Below are 21,173 nucleotides of genomic sequence, written 5' to 3' on the forward strand. Positions count from 1 at the left end.
CCCGAAGGCCCGCCGCCCGCACTCGCGGTGCAGCGCATCCGACTGCGCTACACCAAGCGCGGCCGCCTCCGGTTCACCAGCCACCGTGACTTCCAGCGCGCCTTCGAGCGTGCGTTGCGCCGTGCCGAGGTGCCGATGGCGTACTCGGCGGGGTTCACGCCGCATCCGAAGGTGTCGTACGCCAATGCCGCACCCACCGGCACGGGCAGTGAGGCGGAGTATCTGGAGATCGCGCTCACCGAGGCGCGTGACCCGGACAAGCTGCGCGATCTCCTCGACGAGTCGATGCCTGTCGGGCTCGACATCATCGAGGCGGTCGAGGCCCGGACCTCCGGGCTCGCCGACCGGCTCACCGCTTCCGTCTGGGAGCTGCGCCTCGACGGCGTGGACCCGGCAGAGGCGGAGCGCGCGGTCGAGGCTTTCAAGGCGGCGGAGGCCGTCGAGGTGCAGCGCAAGACCAAGAACGGCATGCGGACGTTCGACGCCCGCGCCGCCGTGGCAAGCCTTGAAGCAAGCAGCGGATCAAGCACTGCGGCAAGCAGTGAAGCAAGTAGTGAGACAAGCAGTGAGACGAACAGTCCACAGGCTGATAGGTCGAGCGACCAGGCCTGTGCGATACTGCGGCTGGTTGTTCGGCACGTGACGCCTGCCGTTCGACCCGACGACGTCCTGTCCGGTCTTCGCGCCGTGGCCGACCTGGCGCCGCCGGTCGCCGCTGCGGTGACCAGGCTGGCGCAGGGGCTGTTCGATGAAGAGACCGGCACGGTGACCGACCCGCTCGCGCCCGACCGCGAGGCAGTCATGGCAGTCCCTCCCTCTCACGAAGAGGCGGTCGCCGGATCTGCCGCCGCGAAGGCGCCGGTGCCGGAAGGTCCCGCGTAAGGACAGATGTCGTAGCGCCGCCCTCGTACTCGGGAGCCACCTGGGTCGGGCAGTGCACCGACCACAAGACTTTCGCCAGGCCGTACGCACACATGGCGTACGGAACCGGCGAGACAGGACACAGAGAGCTCCCGTGCGGCGCCCGCGCCCCGGACGGCGGCACCGCGCATCGCGCGAGCCGCGGACGTCACCGGCACTGCCGGACCAGGTGCGGCGCCCGGGAGCCTGACGGGAGATCCACCCGCATGCTCGAGCCGATCGAACCCACTGAGGGTTCCGACAACAACAACACTCCCAGCGACACCCTGCCGCCGCGGCGCCGCCGCCGCGCAGCGTCGCGCCCGGCCGGCCCGCCCACGGGCGCCGCCGAAGCCGTGGCCGAGACCACCGCGCCGGCCATACCGGCCGTGGCGTCCGCCGACCTCGCGGAGGAGGCGGACGAAACAGCAGCGGTCGTCCAGGCCGAAGCGGTCGAAGCGACCGTTGAGGCCGAAGACACCGAAGAGGCGGTGGCTGAGGAAGCCGCGCCGCGTCGTGCGCGTCGTCGTGCCACTCGTCGGGTGTCCGCACCCGCCGGTGCGTCGGAGACAGCCGAGGCGGCTGAGGTCGCGGAGACCGTGGTGCCCGCCGAGGCACCCGCCCCCGTTGCCGCCGTCGAAGCCGAGGAGGCCGCTCCGGCCGGTCGTCCGCGTCGTCGTGCGACCCGCCGCGCTTCCGCGCCCACCGGCGCGCCCAAGGCCGCCGAGGCCGTCGAGGAGCCGGTGACGGCCGTCGACGCCGCCCCGGCGGAGCCCGCCGTCGTCGAGGCAGAGGAGGCCGCCCCCGTCGAGGAGGCCGCCCCCCGCCGCACCACCCGTCGTCGCGCCACCCGGCGCGTCTCCGCACCCGCCGGTGCGCCCGAGGGCGACACCGTCGACGAGCGTGTGGAGGCGCCCGTGACCAGCGAGACCCAGCCCGAGGAGCCCGCGCAGACCGAGGTCGCGCAGGCCGAGCCCGCGCAGACCGAGGACGAGGCCCCGCGGCGCGGCCGCCGCCGCGCCACGCGCAAGGCCGCCGTCGGGTTCTCCGCGCCCGCGCCGAAGGAAGCCGAGTCTGCGCGCAAGCCCGCGCGTCCGGCCGTCGCCGTGTTCCAGGCGCCCGTGTTCACCGAGCCGATGTTCCAGACGCCGGAGCGCGCCGCAGCCGCGGCTGCCGCCGAGGCTGCGGAGGAGGAGGTCGAGGAGGTCGTCGAGGCCCCCGCCGCTCCGCAGGTTCGCGAGACCGTCGTAGCCCCTGAGGCCGTCGAGGAGGAGACGGGGCCGCGCAGGCGCCGTCGCCGCCGGGCCGTCGAGGAGGAGCCCGCGGCTGTGGAGCCCGCCGCCGAAGAGGTGGAGGAGCCCGCCGAGGACGTCGAGGATGCCGCAGACGGTGATGAGGGTGACGAGGAGTCCGCGGGCTCCCGTCGTCGTCGCCGCCGTGGCGGCCGTCGCCGTCGTCGTGGTGAGTCCGCCGAGTCGGACGGCGAGTCCGGTGACGACGACTACGCCGCCGAGCAGGCCGCGCAGGACGCCGAGGACACCGCCGAGCAGGCCGCGCAGGACGCCGAGGACACCGCCGAGCAGGCCGAAGAGGACGCCGAGGAGGGCGACGAGCGCGAGGAGTCGGGCGGCTCCAGCAGCAGCCGTCGGCGTCGGCGCCGTCGGCGTCGCGCCGGTGACTCGGGTCCCGACACCGAGCCCGCCGAGAGCGACCCCGAGCGCACCGTCGTCAAGGTCCGCGAGCCCCGCAGCAGCAAGCGGGACGAGCACCCGTCCGACGAGGTGCAGTCCATCAAGGGCTCGACCCGCCTCGAAGCCAAGAAGCAGCGCCGCCGTGAAGGGCGCGAGCAGGGCCGCCGGCGCGTTCCGATCATCACCGAGGCCGAGTTCCTGGCCCGCCGTGAGGCCGTCGAGCGTGTGATGGTCGTCCGCCAGAGCGGCGAGCGCACCCAGATCGGCGTCCTCGAGGACAACGTGCTCGTCGAGCACTACGTCAACAAGGAGCAGTCGACCTCGTACGTCGGCAATGTCTACCTGGGCAAGGTGCAGAACGTCCTGCCGTCGATGGAGGCCGCCTTCATCGACATCGGCAAGGGCCGTAACGCCGTGCTCTACGCCGGTGAGGTCAACTTCGAGGCGCTCGGCATGGCCAACGGGCCGCGCCGTATCGAGAGCGCGCTGAAGTCCGGCCAGTCGGTGCTCGTGCAGGTCACGAAGGACCCGATCGGCCACAAGGGCGCCCGCCTCACCAGCCAGGTGTCCCTGCCCGGACGCTACCTGGTCTACGTGCCCGAGGGCTCGATGACCGGCATCAGCCGCAAGCTGCCCGACACCGAGCGCGCTCGACTGAAGACCATCCTCAAGAAGATCGTCCCCGAGGACGCGGGCGTCATCGTGCGCACCGCCGCCGAGGGCGCGAGCGAGGACGAGCTGCGCCGTGACGTCGAGCGGCTGCAGGGTCAGTGGGAGGACATCCAGAAGAAGTCGAAGAGCGGCAACGCGCCGACTCTGCTGTACGGCGAGCCGGACATGACCGTCCGCGTCGTCCGCGACATCTTCAACGAGGACTTCTCCAAGGTCATCGTCAGCGGTGACGAGGCATGGGACACCATCCACGGGTACGTCGCCCATGTCGCGCCCGACCTGACCGACCGGCTGTCGAAGTGGACCTCCGAGGTCGACGTCTTCGCGACGTACCGGATCGACGAGCAGCTGATGAAGGCCCTTGACCGCAAGGTCTGGCTGCCCAGCGGCGGTTCGCTGGTGATCGACAAGACCGAGGCGATGGTCGTGGTCGACGTCAACACCGGCAAGTTCACCGGTCAGGGCGGCAACCTCGAAGAGACCGTGACCAGGAACAACCTGGAGGCGGCCGAGGAGATCGTGCGCCAGCTGCGGCTGCGCGACCTCGGCGGCATCGTCGTCATCGACTTCATCGACATGGTCCTGGAGTCCAACAGGGACCTGGTGCTGCGGCGCCTGCTCGAATGCCTGGGACGCGACCGTACGAAGCACCAGGTGGCGGAGGTGACCTCGCTGGGCCTCGTCCAGATGACGCGCAAGCGCGTCGGACAGGGTCTGCTCGAGTCCTTCTCCGAGACCTGCGTCCACTGCAACGGCCGCGGTGTCATCGTGCACATGGAGCAGCCGACCTCCGCCGGAGGCGGCGGCAAGCGCAAGAAGCGCGGCCGGGGCGGTTCCGAGCAGGAGCACACGCACGAGCACGAGGCCCTGGGCACGGAGACCGACGAATCCGTCGACGAGGACGAGATCGAGACCGAGGCCGAGGTGGCTGCCGAGGTCGCCGCTCCGGTCCCGTTCGCGCAGCCCGAGTTCGTGCCCGACGAGGAGCTGTACAGCAGCGCCGCCGAGGCGGAGGCCGCGGCTTCCCGTGGGCGTTCGCGGCGCCGGGCCACCCGGCGTGCGTCGGCTCCCGCGGGTGCGCCCAAGGGCGAGGAGCGGGCTCCCCGTGGCAGGCGTGAGGAGCGGAAGTCCCGCGAGGTCGCCGAGGCCGAGCCGGTCGCGGTCGAGGACCCGGTCGTCGAGGCACCGGCCGCGCAGGCTCCGGTCGTCGAGGCTCCGGCTGTCCAGGCGGTCGAGGAGACCCCGGCCCCCGTGGCTGCCGTACAGGAGGACGAGGCCGCTCCCAAGGGGCGTACGCGGCGTCGTGCGACCCGGAAGGTGTCGGCCCCGGCCGGTTCGCCGAAGGCCGCGGAAGAGGCCGTCGTGACGGTCACGGAGCCGGTCGCGGCGCCCGTGTCGGAGGCTGCCCCGCAGGAGCCGAAGGCCGAGCAGGCCGTCGAGGCGCCCGCTGAGAGCGCGGCCCCGGCCCGCCCGCGGCGTCGCGCCGTCCGCAAGGCCACCGCGCCCACCGCGTCCGAGGAGGCGGCCGTCGTGGTCGTCCCGTCGGTCCAGGCGGAGACGGTGACCGAGACGGCCGAAACCGAGGCGGACGCCGAGGCTCCGGCCAAGAAGACGGCCGCCCGCAAGACGGCCAAGAAGGCGACCGCGAAGAAGGCCCCCGCCAAGAAGGCCGTGGCCAAGAAGACGGTTGCGAAGAAGACCGCCGCGAAGAAGACGACCGCCAAGAAGGCGGCGTCGAAGAAGACCGCGGCGGCCGAGCAGCAGGACCAGTCGACGGTGTCGGCGGTCACGGAGGACTGACCCGGTCCCTCCAGCGCCCCGCGCGACGGGGCTGAAGAACGGCGGTGGCCCGCCCGGTGAGAACCGGGCGGGCCACCGCCGTTCTTGCGTGATGGGCCGGATCATTCCGGACCGCGGGTCGTCATCTGTGAATCGCATAGGTGAACGACGTGTGAATCGATGATGCACGACCGGGCTAAGATGAGGAGCGAGATTGACATCAAACTTAGACAAAATGGGATATTTTTCCCTTATGAACATAGTATCTGGGGGCAACACGTGAAGGCTCTCGTGCTCTCCGGGGGAGCGGGCACCCGCCTCCGCCCGATCACGCACACCTCGGCCAAGCAGTTGGTGCCGGTAGCCAACAAGCCTGTGCTGTTCTACGGCCTGGAGGCGATCGCCGAAGCCGGGGTCACCGAGGTCGGGATCGTCGTCGGGGACACCGCCGACGAGATCCGCGAGGCGGTGGGTGACGGTTCCCAGTTCGGAATCAAGGTCACCTACATCCCGCAGGACGCGCCGCTCGGGCTCGCCCATGCGGTGCTCATCGCCCAGGACTTCCTCGGCGACGACGACTTCGTCATGTACCTCGGCGACAACTTCATCGTCGGTGGCATCACCGGTCTGGTGGAGGAGTTCCGGGCCGACCGGCCCGACGCGCAGATCCTGCTGACCAGGGTTCCCAACCCCACCTCCTTCGGCGTCGCGGAACTCGACGACAAGGGCCTGGTGGTGGGCCTGGAGGAGAAGCCGAAGAAGCCCAAGAGCGATCTGGCGCTCGTCGGCGTCTACCTCTTCACCGCTGCCATACACGAGGCCGTCCGCTCCATCGAGCCCTCCTGGCGCGGCGAGCTGGAGATCACGCACGCCATCCAGTGGCTGATCGACGAGAAGCGTGACGTCCGCTCCACCACGATCTCCGGCTACTGGAAGGACACCGGCAACGTCACCGACATGCTGGAGGTCAACCGGTCCGTCCTGGAGACCGTGGACCCGGTGAACGAGGGCACGGTGGACGAGGACAGCGAGATCATCGGCCGGGTGCGCATCGAGGCGGGTGCCCGTGTCAGCGGCAGCCGGATCGTCGGACCCGCGATCATCGGCGCCGGCACGGTGGTGAGCGACGCGTACATCGGTCCGTTCACCTCCGTCTCCGAGGACTGCCGGATCGAGGACAGCGAGATCGAGTACTCCATCGTGCTGCGCGGCTCCTCCGTCACCGGCGTGCGCCGGGTGGAGGCCTCGCTGATCGGCCGCGATGTCGAAGTCACTCCCGCCCCCCGCAACCCCGCAGCCCACCGGCTCGTGCTCGGTGATCACAGCAAGGTGCAGATCTCTTCATGACGACGCCTTCTTCTCCCGCCCGCCCGACCCGGATTCTGGTGACCGGCGGCGCCGGTTTCATCGGCTCCCACTACGTCCGTACGCTGCTCGGCCCCCAGGGTCCCGGTGATGTCTCGATCACCGTCCTGGACAAGCTGACGTACGCGGGCAACCCGGCCAACCTCGACGAGGTGCGCGAGCACCCCGGATTCGCCTTCGTGCAGGGCGACATCTGCGACCCCGAGCTGGTCGGCAAGCTGATGGCCGAGCACGACGAGGTCGTGCACTTCGCCGCTGAGTCGCACGTCGACCGCTCCATCGACGGCGGCGCCGAGTTCGTCCGTACGAACGTGGTGGGCACCCACACGCTCATCGACGCGGCGCACCGGGCGGGCATCAAGACCTTCGTGCACATCTCCACCGACGAGGTCTACGGCTCGATCGACGAGGGCTCCTGGCCGGAGACCCACCCGCTTGAGCCCAACTCGCCCTACTCCTCGGCGAAGGCCTCCAGCGACCTGATCGCGCTGTCCTACCACCGCACCCACGGCCTGGACGTCCGCGTCACCCGCTGCTCGAACAACTACGGGCACCACCACTTCCCCGAGAAGGTCATCCCGCTCTTCGTCACCAACCTCCTCGACGGCAAGAAGGTCCCGCTGTACGGCGACGGCGGCAACGTCCGCGACTGGCTGCACATCGACGACCACGTGCAGGGCATCGACCTGGTCCGCACCAAGGGCCGCGCGGGCGAGGTCTACAACATCGGCGGCGGTACGGAGCTCAGCAACAAGGAGCTGACCGGGCTGCTGCTCGAGGCGTGCGGCGCCGACTGGGAGACCAGCGTCGAGTACGTCGAGGACCGCAAGGGCCACGACCGCCGCTACTCGGTCGACTGCACCAAGATCCGCGAGGAGCTGGGCTACGTCCCGCGCAAGACCTTCGAGCAGGGTCTCGCGGAGACGGTCCAGTGGTACCGCGAGAACCGCGCGTGGTGGGAACCGCTGAAGGAGCGCGCGGCCCTGTGAGTGACACCCGGAACTGGCTGGTGACCGGTGCGGGCGGGATGCTCGCGCAGGATGTCCTGGCCCGGCTCGCCGGCGCCGGCGTCCCGGCGGTCGCGGTCGCCCGCGCCGACCTGGACATCACCGACCCCGCCGCCGTACGGGCCGTTCTCTCGGAGCACCGTCCGGCCGTCGTGGTCAACTGTGCCGCCTGGACGGCCGTGGACGACGCGGAGACCCGCGAGGACGACGCCCTGCGGATCAACGGTGACGGCCCCCGCCACCTGGCCGAGGCGTGCCGCGAGCTGGACGCCGTACTCCTGCACGTCTCCACGGACTACGTCTTCCCCGGCGATGCCGAGAAGCCGTACGCGGAGGACGCCCCGACCGGCCCGCGCAGCGCGTACGGCCGCACGAAGCTGGTCGGTGAGCAGGCGGTCCTCGCGACGCTTCCCGACAGCGGTTTCGTGGTCCGTACGGCATGGCTGTACGGCGCGGGCGGCGGCAACTTCGTCCGCACGATGATCAAGCTGGAAGCCGTCAAGGACACCCTGGACGTCGTCGACGACCAGCGAGGTCAGCCCACCTGGACGGTGGATCTGGCCGACCGGCTGGTCCTGCTGGGCCAGGCCGCGCTGGCCGGCACCGCTCCGGCCGGCGTGTATCACGGCACCAGTAGCGGCGAGACCACCTGGTTCGGCTTCACCCAGGAGATCTTCCGGCTGCTCGGCGCCGATGCGGCGCGGGTCCGGCCGACCACCAGCGCGGCGTTCGCCCGCCCCGCGCCCCGGCCCGCGTACAGCGTGCTGGGTCACGATCGTTGGCAGCAGGCCGGCATCGAACCGATACGTGACTGGTCCGAAGGACTCAGCTCCGCGATGCCCGTGCTGGTCGCAGAGCTTCAGGAGGGGAATCCATGACCGTGAAGGTCAGCATCGTCATCCCGGTCTACAACGCGGGGGAGTACATCGAGCGTCCGATCAGCTCGATCCTGAAGCAGACGCTGCCGCAGGAGGAGATCGAGGTGATCTTCGTCGACGACGGGTCGACCGATGACTCCGCGGAGCGGCTCCAGTCGGTGGCCGAGAAGACCGAGAACTTCCGGGTGCTCTCCATGCCGAACTCGGGCTGGCCCGGGCGCCCCCGTAACGTCGGTGTCGCCAGCGCGCTCGGCGAGTACGTGCATTTCCTCGACCAGGACGACGGCTTGGGCCCGAAGGCGCTGGAGGTCATGTACGACCGGGCGCTGAAGAACAATTCCGACATCGTCGTCGGCAAGGTGAAGGGGAACATGCGTGGCCCCATTCGCCTTTTCCGCGAGTCGGTCGAACGCACCGGTCCGGAGTTCGCCGAGCTGTACGAGACGCTGACTCCGCACAAGATGTTCCGGCGTCAGTTCCTGCTCGACAACGACATCACCTTCCAGGAAGGGCGCTGCCGTCTCGAGGACCAGATGTTCCTGGCGAAGGCCTTTCCGCTCGCCAAGAGCATCACGATCGTCGGCGATGTCGTGTGCTACGACTGGAGCAAGCGCGACGACGGCAGTAACAACAGCAAGGGCCGTACCGAGCCGGCGGAGTACTACCCGTGGCTTGCCAAGACCGCGCAGATCGTCAAGGCCAACACGACTCCCGGACCGGCGCGCGACGCCTTCCTGACGCGTAACTACCGGGTCGAAGTCCTGCGGAACACCGCCACGACGGGTTTCCTGAACGGCGATCCCCACAGCATGGGGCACTACGAGGCGGCCCGGAAGGTAGTCGTCGAGGAGTACTCGGACTCCGTCCGTGAGGGGCTGCCGCCGCTCTGGCGGTTCCGCGCCGAACTGCTCGAGGCCGACCGGGTCGAGGACCTGCGCAAGGTGGCCAAGCGTTACCGCGACGCCGTCAGCGAGGTCGAGTTCAGCGGACCCGTGCGCTGGCGGAAGGGCGCCCTTGTGGCGCCGTTCCGTGCCCGGCTGCGGTACGAGGACGGTGCCACGGTGAAGGTCAGGAAGCTGGGCGACGGCTACGGCCTCGACCTCGCCCTGGTCCATGGGATCGACGGCGGACCCGACTGGACCTTCAAGGACATCGAGAACCGTGCGGCCATCGATTTCCAGCTGCGACAGCGCAACAAGTCGCAGGCCTGGTTCCCCGAAGTCGAGTCCAAGGTGACTGTCACCGCTGACGGGACCGTGGAGATCCAGGGAACCCTCCGCATCGACCCCGACACCGCCGCGTGTGGCGGGCGGCTCCCCAAGGGGCTCTACGACGTTCACGTCAACGTCCAGCTGCTCGGGATCGACCGGATGGCCCGTGTCGAGGGCGGCCCGGTGAGTGAACTGCTGCCCTGCGGCGGTGCGCGCTCGCAGCGCCAGAACATCCAGGCCGCCCCCTACTGGACCCGGGACGGGCGGCTGGCTCTGGACATCGGCGGAAACATGCACAAGGTGCCGGACAAGTCGGCCGGATCCCAGACCGCTTGGCGCAGAGTCGCCAAGAAGGTCAAACGAGTTCTCGCATCCTGACCCGGAGGTCCCGCTACATCATGAAACCCCTCTCTATCGAAGGCGCCTGGGTCTACGAGCCCAACGTCTTTCCGGACGAGCGCGGTAGCTTCCACGAGTGGTTCGGCGGAGCGGATTTCCGGGCGAGCACCGGGCACGACCTGTCCCTGGCCCAGGCCAACTGCTCGGTCTCCCGCCGCGGCACCCTGCGCGGTATCCACTTCGCCGACGTGCCGCCGAGCCAGGCCAAGTACGTGAAGTGCGTACGCGGCGCCGTGCTCGACGCCATCGTCGACATCCGGGTCGGCTCCCCCACCTACGGGCAGTGGGAGCTGGTCCGGCTCGACGACGAGACACACGCCTCGGTCTACCTGTCCGAAGGTCTCGGCCACGCCTTCCTGGCGCTGACCGACGACGCGACGGTCGTCTACCTCTGTTCCGAGGGCTACGCACCGCAGCGGGAGCACGGCATCCATCCCCTCGATCCCGAGCTGGGCATCGAATGGCCGGCGGACGTGGAGCCGTTGCTGTCGGACAAGGATGCTGCTGCTCCGACGCTCGCGGACGCGGCGGCTCAGGGACTGCTCCCCAGATACGAGGACTGCATCGCTTATCGTGCGGACCTTGACAAGCGCTGAGGTTACCGACCGGTAGGTGTTTACTCCCCGGTCAACTCCCCGCTAGCTTCCGTTGGATCGGTGTTTCGTCAACTGCCAGTGAAGGGCGCGTTCCACGTGGATCGGCACGGAATTCTTCGCCAGCTGCACAAGGTTTACCGACCCCGCAACTATCTTGAGATCGGAGTCAATGACGGCCGCAGCCTGACGCTGTCTCGAGTCCCCACGGTCGCCATCGACCCGGCATTCAAGGTGACGTCGGAGCTCAGCTGTGACGTGCACCTGGTCAAGGCGACGAGCGACGCCTTCTTCGAGCGGAAGGACCCGCTGATCCACCTGCGGAACGGGCGCAACCCGTTCCGCGCGCTCGCCCGCCGCGATGTGCTGAACCTCCTCGGCGGTGAGCCGCGGCTCGACCTGTCGTTCATCGACGGCATGCACCTCTTCGAGTTCGCACTGCGGGACTTCATGAACGTCGAGCGCCACTCGCGCTGGTCGAGCGTGATCGTGCTGGACGACATGCTGCCGCGCGACGTCGACGAGGCGGCCCGCGACCGGCACACCGGAATGTGGACCGGCGACGTGTTCAAGGTGGCGCAGGTGCTGCGGCGCTTCCGCCCCGATCTTGTGGTGGTGGAACTCGACACGGTTCCGACCGGTGTCGTCGCGATCTTCGGGGCGGACCCGACCAGCACCGTGCTGAAGGACAACTACGACAAGATCATGGAGGAGTACCGCAGGGACGACCCGCAGGTCGTCCCGGAGGAAGTCCTGCTGCGCAAGAACGCCATCCAGGGCGAGGCCCTGCTCGGGGCGGACTTCTGGCCGGCCCTGGTCAGGGCCCGCAATCTGCGTCGCCCTCGCTCGGCGTTCGCGCCCATCCGCCGCAGCATCGAAACGGTTGCCGGCTGACACCGATTGACCCTCGGGCCGAGGACGACGGCCCGGGGGACAAGGCCGACTTCGTCGGCTGAAATGCGGGGCGCTGCCCCTGCCAGGGCCCGGTTTGACCCCCCGACCGGCGCCCCGTAACCTAGACCGTCGGCGTGTTCATTGCGCGCCATGCCCCTCGTAAACCCTTCCTTCCGGACTCTTCCGGAAGCCTCCCGGTCTCCGGGAGAGGCCGCTCGCCCTGCGTGCGGCTGGACTGCGAGGGTCCCGCTTCGAGTCAGAGAGTGAGATCCGCGTGTACGCCATCGTGCGCAGCGGTGGTCGCCAGCACAAGGTTGCTGTAGGCGACATCGTTGAGGTTGACAAGATTTCCACTGCCAAGGTTGGCGACACCGTAGAGCTCTCTACGCTGCTCGTTGTCGACGGCGAAGCCGTGACCAGCGACCCGTGGGTCCTGGCTGGGATCAAGGTCCAGGCCGAGATCGTGGACCACCACAAGGGCGTCAAGATCGACATCCTTCGGTACAAGAACAAGACCGGTTACCGCCGTCGTCAGGGCCACCGCCAGCAGTACACGGCGATCAAGGTCACTGAGATCCCCGCGGCTGCGAAGTAAGGGACTGAGGAGAGATGGCACACAAGAAGGGCGCATCGTCCACTCGGAACGGTCGCGACTCCAATGCTCAGCGGCTCGGCGTGAAGCGCTTCGGCGGTCAGGTCGTCAACGCCGGTGAGATCCTGGTCCGCCAGCGCGGCACCCACTTCCACCCGGGCAACGGCGTCGGCCGTGGCAAGGACGACACGCTGTTCGCCCTTGACGCCGGTGCGGTGGAGTTCGGTACCCACCGTGGCCGCAAGGTCGTGAACATCGTTCCGGTCGCCTGACCGGTACTTTTCGCGAGGCGGACCTCACTTCCCTTTCGGGAAGCGGGTCCGCCTTTCGCGTGTTTTCAATGGATGTGGCCCTAACGAGGGCACGACATCCAAAAGACTTTCCGTACGTAACTGGAGGCACATCCCATGACCACCTTCGTGGACCGCGTCGAGCTGCATGTCGCCGCGGGTAGCGGAGGTCACGGCTGTGCCTCCGTACACCGGGAGAAGTTCAAGCCGCTCGGCGGCCCGGACGGCGGCAACGGCGGCCAGGGCGGTGACGTGATCCTCGTCGTCGACCAGGCCGTGACCACGCTGCTCGACTACCACCACTCCCCGCACCGCAAGGCGACCAGCGGCAAGCCCGGCGAGGGCGGCAACCGCTCCGGCAAGGACGGGCAGGACCTGATCCTGCCGGTGCCGGACGGCACGGTGGTGCAGGACAAGGCGGGCAACGTCCTCGCGGACCTGGTCGGCCAGGGCACGACGTACGTCGCCGCGGAGGGCGGCCGCGGTGGCCTCGGCAACGCGGCGCTGTCCTCGGCCCGCCGCAAGGCGCCCGGCTTCGCGCTGCTCGGTGTGCCCGGTGGCCTCCAGGACATCGTCCTTGAGCTGAAGACCGTCGCGGACGTGGCACTCGTCGGCTACCCGAGCGCGGGCAAGTCCTCGCTGATCTCGGTGCTGAGCGCCGCCAAGCCGAAGATCGCGGACTACCCCTTCACGACCCTGGTCCCCAACCTCGGTGTGGTCACGGCCGGTTCGACGGTCTACACGATCGCCGACGTGCCCGGGCTCATCCCCGGCGCCAGCCAGGGCAAGGGGCTCGGCCTGGAGTTCCTGCGCCACGTCGAGCGGTGCAGCGTACTGGTGCACGTCCTGGACACGGCGACCCTGGAGTCCGAGCGCGACCCCGTCTCCGACCTCGACATCATCGAGGAGGAGCTGAAGCAGTACGGCGGTCTCGGCGACCGGCCGCGCATGGTCGTCCTCAACAAGATCGACGTACCGGACGGCAAGGACCTCGCCGAGATGGTGCGGCCCGAGCTGGAGTCGCGCGGCTACCACGTCTTCGAGGTGTCCGCGGTCGCCCACATGGGCCTCAAGGAGCTGTCCTTCGCGCTCGCCGACGTGGTCGCCAAGGGACGCGCCGCCAAGCCGGTGGAGGAGGCGACCCGGATCGTCATCCGCCCGAAGGCGGTCGACGACGCCGGCTTCACCGTGGCCCGCGAGGAGGACGGCCTCTACCGCGTCCGCGGCGAGAAGCCCGAACGCTGGGTCCGCCAGACCGACTTCAGCAACGACGAGGCCGTCGGCTACCTCGCCGACCGCCTCAGCCGTCTCGGTGTCGAGACGGAGCTGATGAAGGCGGGCGCCCGCTCGGGCGACGGCGTCGCCATCGGCCCCGAGGAGAACGCGGTCGTCTTCGACTGGGAGCCCACGGTCATGGCCGGTGCGGAGATGCTCGGCCGCCGTGGCGAGGACCACCGGCTGGACGAGCCGCGTCCCGCCACCCAGCGTCGCCGTGACAAGCAGGCGGAGCGGGACGAGGCCGAGAAGGAGTACGACGACTTCGAGCCCTTCTAGGCTCCCTGGCTGCTCGGGGCGCCTGGTACAGGTGCCGGGACGTCCGGCTCGTACAACCCGTACGGCCCATTCCACTCGTACGAACAAACCGGTGCCCTGGGACTCACGCGAGTCCCAGGGCATTCTCAGTCTGTCCTCAGCATCTGCTCTTAATGTCCTCTTACCATGGAGATTGATTGTTCGACACCTGACGCGGCGGCCGCTGAGACGGCCGCGCCGGCCCCGCTTCCGGTGGGTTCCCGGCTGCTGCACATAGGTCCCCACAAGACCGGGACCACGTCGATCCAGGGCGCGCTGTTCGCCGCGAGGGATGCGATGGCCGAGCACGGCGTCGTCTTCCCGGCGCCCAGCAGACACCCGATGGAGGCCGCCCTGGGGGTCTGCGCCCGGCCCGGCATGATGGGCGAGACCAAGCCCACCGAGGGGCACTGGCAGCGGCTCGTGGACCTGGTGCACGCCACCGGGAAGCGCACCTCGGTGGTCAGCAGCGAGTTCTTCGCCGACGCTCCCGACGATGAGACCATCGCCCGGATCGTCGACGACCTGGGCCGGGACCGCGTACACGTCCTGATCACCCTGCGCCCGCTGGCGAAGATCATGCCCTCGCAGTGGCAGCAGTACGTGCAGAACGGCCTGCGCATGGGCTACGAGGACTGGCTGACGCACATGCTGCGCAAGGCCCCGTACGAGAAGCCCAACCCGAGTTTCTGGCGCCGGCACCGCCACGACCGGCTCGTGGAGCGCTGGGCGCGGGTCGTCGGCGCGGAGAACATCACCGTCGTCGTGGTCGACGACAGCGACCGCGGCGGCCTGATGCGCACCTTCGAATCGCTCCTCGGCCTGCCCGACGGCCTTCTGGAGGAGGTGCCGGACACGGCCAACCGCTCCCTCACGCTCGCCGAGACCGAAATGCTGCGGAAGCTCAACATGGAATTCCGCGGCAACGGACTGCCCGACGAGCTGTATTCCAAGCTCGTGCGCGGCGGCGCGGTCATGCATATGAAGAACACCTGCCGCCCCGCTCCGGGAGACGCGCGGATCAGCACACCGGTGTGGGCGCTGGAGGCCGCCGCGGGTATCGGCGCGGAAATGGCCGGGCGGATCGGGGCCATGGGCGTACGGGTTCTGGGCGATCCGGCGCTGCTGTCCGTCGTACCGGCCGTCGTACCGGCTCCGGAGGGCGCGGCGCCGGCGGGTGCGCGGATCGCTCCGGAGGTGGCGGCCCAGGCGCTGTACGGGGCGCTCGCCGTCGCCGCCGCCGCTCCTGCGCGCAGGGCGGCTCCGGTGCGTACGGTTCACCAGACCTCGTCCAGGGAACTCGTCCGGGTACTGGGTCACCGGGTTCTCAAGCGCCTGAAGCGGACCTGAGTGAGGCGAAGCACTTGCCGCCGGAGTGAAGGACGCACGTAAATCGTGTGCAGTTACTCACAGCAAATCCGGACAATCCGGTTCGGGTTCTGGGAAGGCGCCTGCATGCAAGGTGAATAATCGGTTGCGTGCACATATGCAACAGACATCGCTCACCTTGCATGCCAGTAACCGAAAGTGGGACCATTCGTAGGTTCCCTGTCGCCCCAAGGTAGGTCACCTGTGTCTGAGCACTTTGCCAAGCCCCGTACCACCGCAGTGATCCTTGCTGGTGGGACCGGACAGCGCGTGGGTCTGTCGATTCCGAAGCAGCTGCTGAAGATCGCCGGCAAGGCGGTCATCGAGCACACGCTGACCACCTTCGAGAACGCCGATTCGATCGACGACATCATCGTGCTGATGGCTCCGGGCTATGTGCCGGACGTGGAGAAGATCGTTGCGAAGGCGGGCTTCGCCAAGGTGACGAGGATCATCGAAGGCGGCTCGACGCGGAACGAGACCACCGAGCGTGCCATCGCGGCCCTCGGTGAGGGCCTGGCCGAGGGCGAGGACGCCAACGTCCTGTTCCACGACGCCGTGCGCCCGCTGCTCTCCGAGCGTGTCATCGACGACTGCGTCACCGCCCTGGAGCGCTACCAGGCCGTCGACGTCGCCATCCCGTCCGCGGACACGATCATCGTGACCCGCACGCACGGCGAGGACGGCGAGTTCATCACCGAGATCCCGGACCGCTCCCGGCTGCGCCGCGGCCAGACGCCCCAGGCGTTCAAGCTGTCCACGATCCGCCGGGCCTACGAGGTCGCCGCGAACGACCCGAACTTCCAGGCCACCGACGACTGCAGCGTCGTACTCAAGTACCTGCCGGACGTGCCGATCCACGTCGTCGCGGGCGACGAGTACAACATGAAGGTCACCCAGCCCGTCGACGTCTTCATCGCCGACAAGCTCTTCCAGCTCGCCTCCACCGCCGCGCCCGAGCAGGCCGACGAGGCCGCCTACCGGGAGCTGCTCACCGGCAAGACCCTGGTCGTCTTCGGCGGCTCGTACGGCATCGGCAAGGACATAGCCGAACTCGCCGCGCGCTTCGGCGCCAAGACGTACGCGCTGGGCCGCTCGACCACCGGCACGCACGTCGAGAACCCGGAGGAGGTCGACGACGCGCTGTCCACGGCGTACGCGGAGACCGGGCGCATCGACTACGTCATCAACACCGCGGGCGTGCTGCGCATCGGCAAGCTCGCCGAGACCGACAACGCGACCATCGAGGAAGCGCTGAAGGTCAACTACCTGGCCCCGGTGCAGATCGCCCGCTCCTCGTACAAGTACCTGGCCGAGACCAAGGGCCAGCTGCTCCTGTACACGTCCAGCAGCTACACCCGCGGGCGTGCCGAGTACAGCCTCTACTCCTCGACCAAGGCCGCCATGGTCAACCTGACCCAGGCGCTGTCCGACGAGTGGGCCGGCGACGGCATCCGCGTCAACTGCATCAATCCCGAGCGCACCGCGACCCCGATGCGGACCAAGGCGTTCGGCCAGGAGCCCGCGGGTTCGCTGCTCTCGTCCGAGGCCGTCGCGCAGACCTCGCTCGACGTGCTGCTCTCCGAGCTCACCGGGCACGTGATCGACGTCCGTCAGCAGGACCCGACGGCCGGTGCCGGAACGGCCTCCGGTTTCGAGGCGGCCCTGGCCGCCGTCCTGGACCGCCAGGACGGCGTGGCATAATCAATTAATCGATCTTCAGAATTCAGGCCTCTGTGTTCGCGTGTTTTCCACGCATTCGCAGAGGCCTGAATCCGTAAAATTTCAAACTCTCTTTTTTGGCATTAAACCGGCACTCACCCCTCAAGAGCAGGTTTCTCCGTGATTTCCACCGCTATTCGCGTCGCCCGGGTGGGCAGCGCGGCCGAGCTGGCGGCGGCGGCCCTCATGATGCTGGGCTTCCCCTGCCTGATGCTCGCCGCGCTCATTCCGAGCGTCCCCGCCTTCGCGGCCGCGGCCGCCGTGACGTACCTGGCGGACCACTATCTGCACCGGCGTGGCAGCTATCTGATCAACCGCCTCAGCAAGGTACGGGCCGGTCTGTCCATCAGGTTCCTGATCCGGCAGCTGCTCCTGGTGCTGCTCCTGGCGCGCGCCGACCTGTCCGAGAGCACGGTCTTCTACGCGGCGATCGCGTGCTTCCTCGCCTTCTACGGCTTCCAGGCCCCGCACAGCGCGCTGGTCACGCTGATCCGGTCGCGCCGCAAGATGCCCGTCGCCACCCGCAACCTCGACCTGGGCTCGCGCATCCGCATCCCGGACGCGCCCCCGGCGTTCCTGCTGGACCGGAACGCCGAGAAGATGCTCCACCTCGACCTGGCCGCGGTCGTCGGCGTGCTCGTCACCGCGGCGACCGACTCGGCCGTGTACGGGTTCGTCGGCATCGCCATCACACTGGTGCTGGCCTTCGGCTACGTCGTCGCGCTCGTCCCGTACGTCCGCGGAAAGAGCACCCCGCCGAGCGCGGACGAGGTCCTGGCGGCGACCGACTCCTGGCTGCGCGAGCACCGCCCGGAGACGGCGCTCTACTTCTCGGGCTCCAAGGACTCCGCGTACCAGGTCAACATGTGGCTCGAGACGATGGAGGAGCTGGACACCCGGCCGCTGATCATCCTCCGTGAGCGCGCCATCCTGGAGCTCATGGCGCCCACCACCGTGCCGGTCATCTGCGTGCCCGGAGGGGTGCACCTGATGAACATGGACCTGTCCACGGTGCGGGTCGCGCTGTACGCGGCGAACGTCGGCAAGAACATCCACCTGCTGCGCGTCCCGACCATGAAGCACGTCTTCATCGGTCACGGCGACAGCGACAAGCTCGCCAGCGTCAACCCGTTCAGCAAGGCGTACGACGAGGTGTGGACCGCCGGCCGTGCCGGGCGTGACCGCTACGCCATCGCCGACGTCGGCGTCCGCGACGAGGACATCGTCGAGGTCGGCCGCCCGCAGCTGGCGCCGATCCAGCCCTGGCAGGGCGTGCCGGAAGGCATTCCCACGGTTCTGTACGCGCCCACCTGGGAGGGCTGGGACGGCAACCCCGGCAACACCTCCCTCGTGCTCGCCGGCGAGACCATCGTGAAGAAGCTGGTGAAGGCCGACCCGCCGGTCCGGGTGCTGTACAAGCCGCACCCCTTCACCGGCACCGTCAGCGCCGAGGCCGCTGCCGCCCATCGACGCATCACCGCGCTGGTCGAGAAGGCCGCCGTCGCCCGCGCCGCCGACTCCCGGTTCACCGTCGACACGGCCGTCCAGGCGCAGGCCAAGGCCGAGCTGACCCGCATCGAGGCCCGCCTGGCCGAGCTGTCCGGGGCCGGCGCCCAGAAGGGCGACGAGGCCGAGGCCAGCCGGGACGGTGTGGTCGACGTCCAGAAGCACGCGGAGATCGCCCGGCTGCGGGGCGAGTGGGACGACGCCTACTGGCGTGCCATCCCCAGCTGGGAGCACAAGGTCGTCACGGGTGCCGAACCGCGTCTGTACGACTGCTTCAACGTCTCCGACGCGATGGTCTCGGACATCTCCAGCGTGGTCTCCGACTTCATCGCGAGCGGCAAGCCGTACGCCGTCACCGACTCCGCGGAGCTCGGCGCCGAGCAGTTCAAGCGGCAGAACACCGCGGTACGCGCCGCCGTGATCCTGTCCAACTCGGCCGCCGAACTGGGCCAGTTGCTGGCCGCGGTGCGCGACCAGGCGGCCGACGCGCAGGCCGCCGAACGCCAGGAGCTGAAGCGGTATCTGCTCGGGCCCGACGAGCCGACCTCGATCGACCAGTTCAACTCCGCGGTGCGGCAGCTGGCGCAGAAGGCCGAGACGCGCAACCTCGGCCAGGAGAACGGCACTTCGGCCGCGGGCGCTCCGGCCGCGGACCTGGCGAGTGCGCTTCCCGGCGACACCGACGGAGCCGCGGTCAAGGGCTGATCGCGGGTTCCGCTGGTTGCTTCAGGGCCCGGCTCCCGAGGACTCACCTCGGGACCCGGGCCCTTCCGCGTGACACCCGGGCGAAACGCGCGAGAAGCCTGTCCGGGAACTGGACCGATGCGCGACGCCCGGTCCCCTTCACGTAGATTGCCGGGTGGGCAGCAGGACCGGACGCGAGGGGATGCACAGCAGGTGGCAGGGGCAAGGCAGGCCGTGGCACAGGCGCACAGGATCGTCGTCAAGGTGGGTTCCTCCTCGCTGACCAGCGCCGCGGGCGGCCTCGACGCGGACCGGGTCGACGCCCTCGTCGACGTACTCGCCAAGTGCCGCAGCGGCGGCGAGAAGGAAGTCGTCCTCGTCTCCTCCGGCGCCATCGCCGCCGGGCTCGCCCCCCTCGGACTGCGCCGCCGCCCCAGGGACCTCGCCCGGCAGCAGGCCGCGGCCAGCGTCGGCCAGGGCCTCCTGGTCGCCCGCTACGCCGCCTCCTGCGCCCGCCACGGCATCCGCGTCGGACAGGTGCTCCTCACCTCCGACGACACCAGCCGCCGCGCCCACCACCGCAACGCCTCCCGCACCCTCGACAAGCTCCTCGCGATGGGCGCCCTGCCGGTCGTCAACGAGAACGACACGGTCGCCACGGACGAGATCCGCTTCGGCGACAACGACCGTCTCGCCGCGCTCGTCGCCCATCTCGTACGAGCCGATCTGCTCGTCCTGCTCTCCGACGTGGACGGCGTGTACGACGGCGACCCCGGCAAACCCGGTACGTCGCGGATCGCGGAAGTACGTGGCCCGTCCGATCTCGACGGCATCGACATGGGCAGCGCGGGCAAGGCCGGCGTCGGCACCGGCGGCATGGTCACCAAGGTCGAGGCGGCCCGGATCGCGACCGGCGCGGGCATCCCGGTCGTGGTGACGAGCGCCGTCCACGCCGCCGACGCGCTCGCGGGGCGCGACACGGGCACGTACTTCCACCCCACGGGCCGGCGCTCCACCGACCGGCTGCTGTGGCTGCAGCACGCCTCCACGCCGCAGGGCGCGCTCACCCTGGACGACGGGGCCGTGCGCGCGGTCGTCGAGCGGCGCATGTCGCTGCTGCCTGCGGGTATCGCGTCCGTCGAGGGCGAGTTCACCGCCGGTGACCCCGTCGAACTGCGCGACAGCACGGGCCGGGCAGTCGCCCGGGGGATCGTGAACTTCGACGCCAAGGAGATCCCCCAGCTCATCGGACGCTCGACCAGGGAACTGGCGCGCGAACTGGGGCCCGAGTACGAACGCGAAGTCGTACACAGGGACGCTCTCGTGCTGCTGCACCTGTAGTGATCTCGTGCACCCGTACGTGCGGCGCCATGTCGTCGACGTGCCAGTTGCCCCATAAACGTCCGAAAGCCCGTCCTCCGCGGGGGGACGTTCCGTAAAACCGCCACGCGACGGCGCCCCACCTGCTCAACTTTGTTGCAGGGAGACCCCCGGATTCAGCTGGACCATTGCGGACCATTGCGTAAAGGAGGCCGTCGTGAGACGAGTGCGCCCTGGGGCGGCGGCGTCCCGCGGTGGTGCCGCCTCCCGTGCGGTGGGCGAGGAACGGGCGCTGACCAGCGTCGCGGCCGGAGACACGTACTCGAGCGGGGAACCGGCGCACCAGCCCCGGCTGTGGCACGTCACGCTGAGCGTCTCGGGTGACGAGGCACCGTTGAAGGAGGTCAGGCGCGGTCTCGAGCAGCTCGCCCACGACCACCCCTTTCTGCTGACCAGCCGGTACGCCAACGACCACGCCGAGATCCGCTACTGGGAAGAGGCCCGCGACCTGCACGACGCGGCGGCCGTCGCGCTGCGCCTGTGGGGTGAGCACCGGCAGACCGCCAAACTGCCGCCCTGGGAGATCGTCGGTCTGGAGGTCATCGACCGCGGGACCTACCACCAGCGGATCGCGGAGGGCTACGGACCACTGCCGGCGACCCCCGTCGGCGTACATCCCTTTTGAGCCGCCTTCGCCGGGTGTCTTGGAGTTTGGGACAGCGGCGATACA

General features: G+C 69.3%; 16 protein-coding genes. All 16 read left to right on the forward strand.

Annotated elements, in window-relative coordinates; genetic code table 11:
- The first annotated feature begins 27 nt into the window (after positions 1 to 27).
- The 16 genes from OG246_RS16745 (at position 28) to OG246_RS16820 (ending at position 21,128) form a co-directional block, all read left to right on the forward strand.
- The gene (locus OG246_RS16745; protein ID WP_266462375.1) at positions 28 to 882 is read left to right on the forward strand and encodes a TIGR03936 family radical SAM-associated protein; all 855 of its coding nucleotides are present in this window, start codon (positions 28 to 30) and stop codon (positions 880 to 882) included.
- A 245-nt stretch (positions 883 to 1,127) separates the two neighbouring features.
- Positions 1,128 to 5,063, forward strand: coding sequence for an Rne/Rng family ribonuclease (locus tag OG246_RS16750; protein ID WP_266462379.1), 3,936 nt, complete (start codon positions 1,128 to 1,130; stop codon positions 5,061 to 5,063).
- 258 nt (positions 5,064 to 5,321) lie between these two features.
- On the forward strand, positions 5,322 to 6,389 hold the full coding sequence (locus OG246_RS16755; protein ID WP_266462382.1) for a glucose-1-phosphate thymidylyltransferase: 1,068 nt from the start codon (positions 5,322 to 5,324) through the stop codon (positions 6,387 to 6,389).
- Positions 6,386 to 7,396 carry a dTDP-glucose 4,6-dehydratase gene (rfbB, locus tag OG246_RS16760; protein WP_266462385.1) on the forward strand — a complete coding sequence of 337 codons (1,011 nt, stop codon included), beginning with the start codon at positions 6,386 to 6,388 and terminating at the stop codon, positions 7,394 to 7,396. Before OG246_RS16755 ends, rfbB begins: the two co-directional genes overlap by 4 nt.
- Positions 7,393 to 8,292 carry a dTDP-4-dehydrorhamnose reductase gene (rfbD, locus tag OG246_RS16765; protein ID WP_266462387.1) on the forward strand — a complete coding sequence of 300 codons (900 nt, stop codon included), beginning with the start codon at positions 7,393 to 7,395 and terminating at the stop codon, positions 8,290 to 8,292. The genes rfbB and rfbD overlap by 4 nt, the downstream gene beginning before the upstream one ends.
- On the forward strand, positions 8,289 to 9,881 hold the full coding sequence (locus OG246_RS16770) for a glycosyltransferase family A protein (RefSeq protein WP_266462390.1): 1,593 nt from the start codon (positions 8,289 to 8,291) through the stop codon (positions 9,879 to 9,881). Before rfbD ends, OG246_RS16770 begins: the two co-directional genes overlap by 4 nt.
- A gap of 20 nt (positions 9,882 to 9,901) precedes the next feature.
- On the forward strand, positions 9,902 to 10,498 hold the full coding sequence (gene rfbC, locus OG246_RS16775) for a dTDP-4-dehydrorhamnose 3,5-epimerase (RefSeq protein WP_266462392.1): 597 nt from the start codon (positions 9,902 to 9,904) through the stop codon (positions 10,496 to 10,498).
- A gap of 96 nt (positions 10,499 to 10,594) precedes the next feature.
- Entirely contained in the window at positions 10,595 to 11,389 is a 795-nt protein-coding gene (locus tag OG246_RS16780) for a class I SAM-dependent methyltransferase (RefSeq protein ID WP_266462396.1), read from the forward strand.
- Between the two features lie 274 nt (positions 11,390 to 11,663).
- On the forward strand, positions 11,664 to 11,984 hold the full coding sequence (rplU, locus tag OG246_RS16785) for a 50S ribosomal protein L21 (protein ID WP_081221565.1): 321 nt from the start codon (positions 11,664 to 11,666) through the stop codon (positions 11,982 to 11,984).
- Between the two features lie 14 nt (positions 11,985 to 11,998).
- The gene (rpmA, locus tag OG246_RS16790; RefSeq protein ID WP_028802588.1) at positions 11,999 to 12,253 is read left to right on the forward strand and encodes a 50S ribosomal protein L27; all 255 of its coding nucleotides are present in this window, start codon (positions 11,999 to 12,001) and stop codon (positions 12,251 to 12,253) included.
- A gap of 135 nt (positions 12,254 to 12,388) precedes the next feature.
- Positions 12,389 to 13,825, forward strand: a complete 1,437-nt coding sequence (gene obgE / locus OG246_RS16795) for a GTPase ObgE (RefSeq protein WP_266462405.1) — start codon at positions 12,389 to 12,391, stop codon at positions 13,823 to 13,825.
- A gap of 165 nt (positions 13,826 to 13,990) precedes the next feature.
- Entirely contained in the window at positions 13,991 to 15,193 is a 1,203-nt protein-coding gene (locus OG246_RS16800; protein ID WP_266462407.1) for a hypothetical protein, read from the forward strand.
- Between the two features lie 222 nt (positions 15,194 to 15,415).
- Positions 15,416 to 16,915 carry a bifunctional cytidylyltransferase/SDR family oxidoreductase gene (locus OG246_RS16805; RefSeq protein ID WP_266462410.1) on the forward strand — a complete coding sequence of 500 codons (1,500 nt, stop codon included), beginning with the start codon at positions 15,416 to 15,418 and terminating at the stop codon, positions 16,913 to 16,915.
- Between the two features lie 138 nt (positions 16,916 to 17,053).
- On the forward strand, positions 17,054 to 19,144 hold the full coding sequence (locus tag OG246_RS16810) for a hypothetical protein (RefSeq protein WP_266462413.1): 2,091 nt from the start codon (positions 17,054 to 17,056) through the stop codon (positions 19,142 to 19,144).
- 192 nt (positions 19,145 to 19,336) lie between these two features.
- On the forward strand, positions 19,337 to 20,464 hold the full coding sequence (gene proB, locus OG246_RS16815) for a glutamate 5-kinase (RefSeq protein WP_266462415.1): 1,128 nt from the start codon (positions 19,337 to 19,339) through the stop codon (positions 20,462 to 20,464).
- A 205-nt stretch (positions 20,465 to 20,669) separates the two neighbouring features.
- On the forward strand, positions 20,670 to 21,128 hold the full coding sequence (locus tag OG246_RS16820) for a hypothetical protein (RefSeq protein ID WP_266464278.1): 459 nt from the start codon (positions 20,670 to 20,672) through the stop codon (positions 21,126 to 21,128).
- Positions 21,129 to 21,173: the final 45 nt, after the last annotated feature.

It is taken from the genome of Streptomyces sp. NBC_00620, from assembly GCF_026341825.1.
Classification (GTDB): Bacteria; Actinomycetota; Actinomycetes; order Streptomycetales; family Streptomycetaceae; genus Streptomyces.